The sequence below is a fragment of the Gilliamella sp. B3892 genome (assembly GCF_026536305.1).
GTDB lineage: Bacteria > Pseudomonadota > Gammaproteobacteria > Enterobacterales > Orbaceae > Gilliamella.
Map to the genome: position 1 here is coordinate 1 of NZ_JAFNOK010000025.1, position 2,549 is coordinate 2,549.

General features: G+C 32.6%; 3 protein-coding genes. 1 reads left to right on the forward strand and 2 read right to left on the reverse strand.

Annotation, left to right across the window (positions count from 1 at the left end; all coding sequences use genetic code 11):
- Positions 1 to 95: 95 nt before the first annotated feature.
- Entirely contained in the window at positions 96 to 323 is a 228-nt protein-coding gene (locus tag J3U74_RS12250; RefSeq protein ID WP_267328922.1) for a transcriptional regulator, read from the reverse strand.
- A gap of 137 nt (positions 324 to 460) precedes the next feature.
- On the opposite strand from J3U74_RS12250, the gene J3U74_RS12255 reads away from it, so the two are divergent.
- Positions 461 to 1,174 carry a S24 family peptidase gene (locus J3U74_RS12255; RefSeq protein ID WP_267328921.1) on the forward strand — a complete coding sequence of 238 codons (714 nt, stop codon included), beginning with the start codon at positions 461 to 463 and terminating at the stop codon, positions 1,172 to 1,174.
- A gap of 469 nt (positions 1,175 to 1,643) precedes the next feature.
- Here J3U74_RS12255 and J3U74_RS12260 read toward each other — a convergent pair whose 3' ends face one another.
- Entirely contained in the window at positions 1,644 to 2,180 is a 537-nt protein-coding gene (locus tag J3U74_RS12260; protein ID WP_267328920.1) for a super-infection exclusion protein B, read from the reverse strand.
- Positions 2,181 to 2,549: the final 369 nt, after the last annotated feature.

A 2,549-nucleotide genomic window follows, 5' to 3' on the forward strand; every position in this document is an offset into this window, starting at 1 on the left:
TGGATTAATTGATTTACCACTTAGTAAGTGTTGTAAAATATTGGCACACTGGCTTTGTGTGTTTTCATTGTTTAACGTGCTCATGAATACCTCATTTATTTTGTATTACGAATAACAGACCAGCTAACGTCGGGGCGAAGATCTTCACATCTAATTATTCCATTGCTATTATGTTCAATTTCTATGCAAATTTTTTCACCAAGATTTGCTGTTCGGTCGCTGATTCGTTTTCTCAAATAACCAATTGTTGTGCCACAATTTATGGCAAATTGTTTTTGTTCATCTGCCGTCATTGTTTTCAATAATAATTTTAATTTCTCCATAATATAACCTTTTGGTGTTGTTTTTTGAATTTGATAATACCATATGGTTATATTAAAATCAACACCTTAAGGTTATTTACCAAACGGTAAATTTTTTTTAGTATTGACCGATATATATATAAGGAGCACTTATGAATATGAATAGATATGAAATAAGAAGGTTAAATTTAATAAAACTAAAGGATGAATTGTGTGGCGGCAAGATTGTTGAACTTGCTAGAAGAATAAATAAAGACCAAGGATATGTATCAAGACTTTTATACGAAGCGGGGAAAAAATATAAAAAAAACATTGCTGACAGGATGGTATCTGATATTGAGTCTGCGTTTAATTTACCGCGCGGATGGTTAGACGGTCTGAGCGCAGACAATGATCTTTCAGATATTATCATTAATAATGAAGGCGAATTAAATGATGGAGTGAAAATAGAAGTTTTGGATGTAAAAGCAAGTTGTGGAAACGGTATTATAACAGATAGAGAATTTGCCAGCGTTTTACGCTCAATCGAATTCACACCAGATTATGCGGCCAAACTATTTGGTAGGCGTTCAACTGAATATATAAAAGTTATTACTGCAAAGGGCGACAGCATGACCCCGACAATAAAATCTGGTGCTAACATATTTGTAGACACTAAAATAAATTATTTTGACGGCGACGGTGTATATGTTTTTGTATTTGACAACGAAATTTATATCAAACGAATTCAGGTTACAGGGACTGAGGTTATAGTTATTTCTGACAATTTGGTCTATGAAAAATGGAGGCTTGATAAAAATTTACTCGGAAATTTCCATATCCAAGGTAAAGTTTTTGTCGGTCAGAATATAGATTATGTATATTTTGACTAAACTCACCTAATAATGAGCAGGGAAGCCGCTTAAATGCGGTTTTTTTGCCCCCTCAAATATCTCACCGTATAAAAAACAACCAATCAGAACAAAAAAAATCAAAGAAAAACAAATGAATATTACCAAAAGGTTTCTTTTTCTTAAAAAGAAAATAACCTCGAGGTATTTACACGACAACAACCTTTTGGTAATATTGTCACATCAAAACAAATCAACTTAACAAAAAAGTTAAACAAGACTACGAGTTATTTAACTAGTTAAGAAGATTCAAGTAGCTAGCTGAGGCATATGAAAGTACAGCGGTTTTGGAAAGCAATCAATAAGAGTACGCATCGGGTGAGCGACTAAATCACTCCTAGCCCCGACAAGGGATCGACTAGCCATCAAGTTCTTTAGTAAATAAGGATTGCTAATTAAGTTCAAATCAAAGCGCATTCAACGAGTGCGCTTGAGTTTGATGTAAAGAATACTAATTATTATCAGTATTATTTTTTTTGATTTCTTTTCTAATAAATTTTTCAAATGATGGTTCAAGTACAAAGCGACATTTGGTATCAAATGTATGCGGAAAACTACATTGAATAATCAACCCCTTATTAATAAGCTTAATAACATGTTTAGGTATTTTTGCCGCTTCAAATGAAATGTATGGATAACCACTATGTAATAAATAAGCAATAATTTCTTTCTCAGATTTATTTAACGAATTAATTAATAATACTAATTCATTTCGTTCTTTATTTAGCTGTTTTTTATTAGAAAAGTTTGTATAGAACTTTTTAAAATTTACCACTACAGAATAAATAAAACTGCACAAAATAAAACTGGTAGCAAAAACCGCTATTTCATAACTGAATGGGATTTTTACTTTTTCACTAAATTTAATTTGAATTTCGGTGGGAACTATAAAAAAAATACAGAACGAAACAAGAACTATCAACATGCTTTTCAATGAAAAAATATCCTTTCTAAAGATAGAAATAATAGTAACTAGCCAATCTGGCATAAATAAAAATCCTTGTTTGTACGTGGTTATACATATTCTAAATCCTTGTACGTGGTTGTCAAGGAAGCCTGAGCGTGTTGCAGTATTACTCAGGCATATTCCTAAGCGCATTTACAAGAGTTCTTACGAATACTGACAGCTCGGAAAGACGGCGCAATGCTACATCCTATTGCCCTCCTAGCGAGGGCTTTTTTCGAGGCGATTATGACTAATAAAGATTTTGTTAATGTGAAAATCAAAGATAGATTTCACAAGGATTATGAGTTAACAGACAGCGAAATTATGTTTGCCCTCTTTTGCACATACTTTGTGATTTTGGGTGGATTATTTGGCTTGTTCTACTGGATGCTACAGATTGCTACGAGGTGA

Bases quoted from the DNA above. Each gene is read 5' to 3' on its own strand.
- J3U74_RS12250 (WP_267328922.1), bottom strand. From the start codon at position 323: ATGGAGAAATTAAAATTATTATTGAAAACAATGACGGCAGATGAACAA.
- J3U74_RS12255 (WP_267328921.1), top strand. From the start codon at position 461: ATGAATAGATATGAAATAAGAAGGTTAAATTTAATAAAACTAAAGGAT.
- J3U74_RS12260 (WP_267328920.1), bottom strand. From the start codon at position 2,180: ATGCCAGATTGGCTAGTTACTATTATTTCTATCTTTAGAAAGGATATT.